The sequence below is a fragment of the Protofrankia sp. Cj3 genome (genome assembly GCF_917627355.1).
In the GTDB taxonomy this organism is placed as follows: Bacteria; Actinomycetota; Actinomycetes; order Frankiales; family Frankiaceae; genus Protofrankia.
Window position 1 is genome coordinate 53355 of sequence record NZ_CAKJTR010000003.1, and the last position, 6351, is coordinate 59705.

The following is a 6351-nucleotide window of genomic DNA, read 5'->3' on the forward strand; positions in this document are numbered from 1 at the left end:
CCGTGATCGGTGGCCAGCCAGGAGCGCCGGGTCCCCGGATCGCGCCGGAGGCGTCATCCGGAGGAAGCCTGCGTATGGGGGTTCGATGGAAAGCTGTTCGTGGCGCTGTGTGCATACCAGGGGCCACCCAGCGTCCTCCTGCCAGAGAGGCCAGGTAGAATCAGGAGACGCTTCTCGCGTAGTTCGCAGTTGAGGACGAGGGGACATACCGCGTGGCCTACGATGCAAGTTCGATCAAGGTTCTTGAGGGTCTCGACGCGGTTCGCAAGCGTCCGGGTATGTACATCGGCTCCACTGGCGAACGTGGTCTGCATCACCTCGTCTACGAGGTTGTGGACAACGCTGTGGATGAGGCGCTTGCCGGTTACTGCGACACGATCGCTGTGACGCTGCTCGCCGATGGCGGTGTGCGAGTATCTGACAACGGCCGGGGTATCCCTGTCGGCGAGCACCCGACGGAGAAACGTCCGGCGGTCGAGGTCGTGCTGACCACCCTGCACGCCGGCGGGAAGTTCGATGGTAAGTCCTACGCGGTGTCCGGCGGTCTGCACGGGGTCGGCGTGAGTGTGGTGAACGCGCTGTCCACCCGCCTGGAGGTCGAGATCCGCCGCGAGGGCTTCACCTGGTTCCAGCCGTATGCGAACACCCGGCCAGCCGCACCGCTGGCCAAGGGCGCGTCGACGAGGAAGACCGGTACGACGGTCACCTTCTGGGCGGACGACACGATCTTCGAGACGACCGACTACAAGTACGAGACGCTCACTCGCCGGCTGCAGGAGATGGCGTTCTTGAACAAGGGGCTGGCGATCAGCCTGCGGGATGAGCGCCCCGAGGAGCCCCTCGAGATCACCTACTGCTACGCGGGTGGGCTCGTCGACTTCGTCGATCATCTCAACTCGAGCAAGGACCCGATCCACAAGACCGTCATCTCGCTGGACTCCAAGGGCACCGGCATCGAGGCCGAGCTCGCGATGCAGTGGAACGCCGGTTACAACGAGTCGGTCTACACCTTCGCCAACACCATCAACACCCACGAGGGCGGTACCCATGAAGAGGGTTTCCGCGCCGCTCTGACCAGCGCGGTCAATGCCTACGCCAAAGACCAGAACTTGCTCAAGCCACCGAAGGCCAACGGCAAGAACCCTGATGAGCGCCTCGCGGGGGACGATATCCGGGAGGGCCTGACCGCGATCATCTCGGTGAAGCTGGCCCAGCCGCAGTTCGAGGGCCAGACCAAGACCAAGCTCGGCAACAGCGAGGCCAAGCGGTTCGTCCAGGAGATGTGCTACTCGGCGCTGAAGGACTGGCTCGAGGCCAACCGTGTCGAGGCCCGAGCAATCGTCAGCAAGGCCCTGGACGCTCAGCGGGCGCGGATCGCCGCGCGCGCGGCTCGTGACCTGACCCGCCGCAAGGGTCTGCTCGGCGGGACGGGCCTGCCGGGCAAGCTCGCGGACTGTCAGTACACCGACCCGGAACGTTGCGAACTCTACATCGTCGAGGGTGACTCGGCGGGTGGCTCGGCCAAGGGCGGTCGCGACTCGAAATTCCAGGCGATCCTGCCGCTACGTGGCAAGATCCTGAACGTCGAGAAGGCCCGGATCGACCGGGTGCTGAAGAACACCGAGGTCCAGGCGTTGATCCAGGCGCTCGGCTGCGGCATCCACGACGACTTCGACGCGGGCAAGCTGCGCTATCACAAGATCGTACTGATGGCGGACGCGGACGTCGACGGCCAGCACATCCGGACATTGCTGCTGACGCTGCTTTTCCGGTTCATGCGCCCACTGGTCGAGGCCGGCTATGTCTTTCTCGCCCAGCCGCCGCTTTACAAGATCAAATGGGGTCGTGAGGACTGGCAGTACGCCTACTCCGATCGTGAACGCGATGGCCTGATCACGCATGGCATCGAGAACGGGCGCAAACTGCCCAAGGACGCGATCCAGCGCTTCAAGGGCCTCGGCGAAATGAACGCGACCGAGCTGTGGGACACGACCATGGACCCGGACCGCCGCATCCTGTTGCAGGTGACGCTGGACGATGCCGCCGTGGCGGACGAGCTCTTCTCCGTCCTGATGGGAGAGGACGTCGACGCACGGCGATCGTTCATTCAGCGTAACGCAAAGGATGTCCGCTTTCTCGACATCTAGAACTTCTGGCGCCTCTGGCACCTATGGAATGTATCGAAAATATCGGACAATATTTACCGCGTACTGCTGACGGCCCTCACCACCCCAGTCTGGAAGGACCCGCGTGACCGATGTACTCCCTCCGCCGCCAGGCGACCGGGTCGAACCCATCGGCATCGAAGTCGAGATGCAGCGGTCGTATCTCGACTACGCGATGTCGGTCATCGTCGGCCGGGCGTTGCCGGAGGTCCGCGACGGCCTGAAGCCCGTGCACCGACGGGTTCTCTACGCGATGTACGACGGTGGCTACCGCCCGGACCGTGGGTACTTCAAGTGTTCGCGCGTTGTCGGTGACGTCATGGGTAACTACCATCCGCACGGCGACTCAGCGATCTACGACACGTTGGTCCGGCTGGCCCAGCCGTGGTCGCTGCGTTACCCGCTGGTCGACGGTAACGGGAACTTCGGCTCGCCGGGTAACGACCCGCCGGCCGCCATGCGTTACACGGAGTCACGGCTTGCGCCGTTGGCGATGGAGATGCTGCGCGACATCGATCAGGACACCGTTGACTTCGCCCCGAACTACGACGGCCGTTCACAGGAGCCGACGATCCTGCCCAGCCGGTTTCCGAACCTGCTGGTCAACGGTGCCGGTGGTATCGCGGTCGGAATGGCGACCAACATCCCGCCGCATAACCTGCGGGAAGTGGCCGACGGTGTGAAGTGGTTCCTGACGAACCCCGACGCCACCGACGAAGAGCTGTTGGAGGCACTGATCGGCCTGATCAAGGGGCCGGACTTCCCCACCTCCGGGCTCATCGTTGGCCGCCAGGGCATTGAGGACGCCTACCGCACCGGGCGTGGCAGCATCCGCATGCGGGCCGTCGTGCAGGTGGAGGAGAACAAGGGCCGGACCCAGCTTGTCGTCACCGAGCTGCCCTACCAGGTCAACCCCGACAATCTCGCGGAGAAGATCGCCGAGCTGGTCCGGGACAACCGGGTCAGCGGCATCTCCGACATCCGGGATGAGACCTCGGCGCGCACCGGCCAACGGTTGATCATTGACCTCAAGCGGGACGCGGTCGCGAAGGTCGTCCTGAACAACCTGTACAAGCACACCCAGCTACAGGACACGTTCGGCGTGAACATGCTGGCGATCGTCGACGGGGTGCCGCGCACGCTACGGCTGGACCAGATGGTGCGCTTTTACGTCGACCACCAGGTCGACGTCATCGTCCGCCGGACCCGCTACCAGCTGCGCAAGGCCCGCGAGCGCCTGCACGTCCTCGAGGGCCTGCTGATCGCGCTCGACCATCTGGACGAAGTGATCAACCTTATCCGCAACGCCGAGTCGGCGGACGCCGCGCGCGGGCAGCTGATGGAGCGGTTCTCCCTGTCGGAGATCCAGGCGGTCGCCATCCTGGACATGCAGCTGCGCCGGCTCGCCGCACTCGAGCGCCAGAAGATCATCGATGAGGCGGCCGAGCTTCGCGCGAAGATCTCCGAGTTGGAGGCGATCCTCGCCTCGCCGACCCGGCAACGGGAGATCATCGGCGAGGAGCTTACCGAGATCGTCGACCGGTTCGGTGACGAGCGGCGGACGAGGCTCGTCCCGTTCGAGGGCGACATGTCCGTCGAGGATCTGATCGCTCGCGAGGACGTCGTGGTCACCGTCACCCGCGGTGGTTACGCCAAGCGCACGAAGACCGACCTCTACCGGTCGCAGCGCCGTGGCGGCAAGGGCGTGCAGGGTGCTGCGCTGCGCGAGGACGACATCGTCGAGCACTTCTTCGTCACCACCACTCATCACTGGCTGCTGTTCTTCACCAACAAGGGCCGGGTGTACCGAGCCAAGGCGCACGAGCTGCCCGAACAGGCCCGTACGGCCAAGGGGCAGCACGTGGCGAACATCCTCGCGTTCGGTCAGGACGAGCGGATCGCCGAAGTGATGGCGATCAACGACTATGACGCGGCGCCCTACCTGGTCCTCGCGACCCGGCGCGGGCTGTGCAAGAAGACCGCGTTGGCCGAGTTCGACTCGAACCGGTCCGGTGGGCTGGTCGCCATCAACCTGCGCGACGACGACGAGCTGATCGCGGCCCGGCTCGTGTCCGCGGGCGACGATCTGCTGCTGGTCAGCCGCCAGGCCCAGTCGATCCGCTTCCACGCCGACGACGAGCAGCTCCGCCCGATGGGACGTGCCACCTCGGGTGTCATCGGGATGCGTTTCGACTCCGACGACGAACTGCTCGCGATGGAGGTCGTGCCGCCGAGCTCGGAAGCCAATCTGCTGGTTGCCACCAGCGGGGGCTACGCCAAGCGGACGTCCCTGGGCGAGTATCCGGTGCAGGGACGCGGCGGCAAGGGCGTCCTGACCGCCAAGATTGTCTCCACTCGCGGCGGGCTGGTCGGTGCCCTGGTGGTGGGCCAGGACGACCAGCTTTACGCGATCACTTCTAACGGCGGCGTGCTGCGGACCATCGCCCGTGACGTCCGCCGGGCCCAACGACAGACCATGGGGGTCCGACTCATCGATCTGGAGGCTGGCGTTCAGGTCGTCGGAGTGGCACGTAATGCTGATGTTGACGACAGTTCGGGCAATAGTTCGACGATCAATCCCGGCGGAGGAGACTCAGCCTGAGGATGGATGTGGATGATGGGCCGGGCATGGCGGGAGACAGACCGTGAGTAGCAATGATGACGATCGGACCAACCGGTCGCCGGTCTTGCGTGGATCTTCCTTGCCACGGTCGGAGGCGTCTCCTGACCGGGGCAAGGAGACGCCTGACGACAGGCGGGGTTCCCCGGGTTCGAGCCGGCCGGCCACCGGTCAGGGCATTGTGCCCGGCCCTGGCACTGTGCCTGGCCCTGAATCCGAATCCGAATCTGGTACGAAACCGGGCCTGAAGTCCGGCCGCGGTTCGGGTACAGCCGCCGGCTCAGCCTCGGAGCGGGGCTCGGCGCGGGGCTCGGCCGCGGCGTCGGGCTCGCAGGATGACGGCACACGGGCGCAGAAGGCCCCATCCGCGATCCGGGACCTGCGGATGCCACGGGATATCCCCGACACGAGGATGCCGCCGCGGGCGTCGTCGAGTGTGCGTCCGCGCGCTGGCGGTTCGCCAGCGCAAACCAGCAGGCGGACAGGCGAGCAGCCGGACCGGCCCCGGGCCGGTGCTGATCGGCCTGAGCCCGCGGCGGATCCGGACGTCCCCGCGGAGCGGCAAAGTCCGGCACGCCCTTTCGTGCCAGGGGCACCGCATCCGTCGGCGGCCGGGCCAACGGCGAGCGCCGCGGCCACCGGGCGGCCGGCCACGCGGCCTGCAGCCGCGGCCGCACCGCCCACCACGACCGGATCGGGCAAGATCTCTGGCGTGGGGCGCGCGGCCAGCGCCGTGCCGCCCGGGGGCGCCACCGGCGTGACAGCATCCGCGTCATCGCGTACTGGCGCATCGTCGGGGACATCGCGCACCACGCTGCTGAAAGAGACGCCCACGCCGGATCCGGACACGATTTCGCTGCGTAGGCCCACGAAGACGGCGGGCGGTTCGACGGAGGGCAAGACCGGGGGGGTCTCTCCGGCCTCCGGCAGCACGGGCGGGCGCGCCATGGCAGGTGAGAACGCTGGCCGTGTGGGAGGGTCGGGACGTGCGAAGGCAGCCGTCGCGGCAGATCCGTCGGCGGAGACCGGCGCCAAGCGACCGGGTGGCGACGGTTCGGTACCCCGTGAGCGCGCTACGTGGACACCGCCGACCAGCCCGGTCACGACGGGCGGTCTGTCCGGTGCGTCGGCAGCACCTGGTGTGCCGACAGCACCCGGTGTGCCGCGCTCACCGGTTCGAGAACGAAGCGTGAAGGATCCAGCGACCGGGCCGATAGTGGGTGCCCCGACCGGGCCGTCCGTCGTCCGCCCAGCCGGCCAGGGCCGCCGTGCCCGGCTGCGCGTCACTCGGGTTAATCCGCTGTCGGTGACCCGGCTGACGTTCGCGTTCTCCCTGTGCGTGTTCGTCGTCATGATGGTCGCCGTGGCGGTGCTGTGGTTTGTGCTGAACTCGATCGGCGTGTTCGACAGTGTGGTCAACGCGGCGGACACACTCACCGACGGCAGCAACGGTGGAGTCCGCACCTGGCTGTCGTTCGCCCGAGCCATGGAGCTTGGACTGCTCATCGGCGCGATCAACGTGATCCTGATGACGGCCCTGGCCACCCTGGGTGCGTTGTTGTACAA

At 66.6% G+C, this 6351-nt stretch carries 3 protein-coding genes; all 3 read left to right on the forward strand.

Features of this window, described 5'->3' with window-relative positions:
- Positions 1-212: 212 nt before the first annotated feature.
- On the forward strand, positions 213-2147 hold the full coding sequence (gyrB, locus tag MJ783_RS00925; RefSeq protein ID WP_239307969.1) for a DNA topoisomerase (ATP-hydrolyzing) subunit B: 1935 nt from the start codon (positions 213-215) through the stop codon (positions 2145-2147).
- A 103-nt stretch (positions 2148-2250) separates the two neighbouring features.
- Positions 2251-4767, forward strand: coding sequence for a DNA gyrase subunit A (gyrA, locus tag MJ783_RS00930; protein WP_239307970.1), 2517 nt, complete (start codon positions 2251-2253; stop codon positions 4765-4767).
- A 1207-nt stretch (positions 4768-5974) separates the two neighbouring features.
- The coding region (locus tag MJ783_RS00935; protein WP_239307971.1) for a DUF3566 domain-containing protein at positions 5975-6351 on the forward strand (377 nt) is incomplete at its 3' end.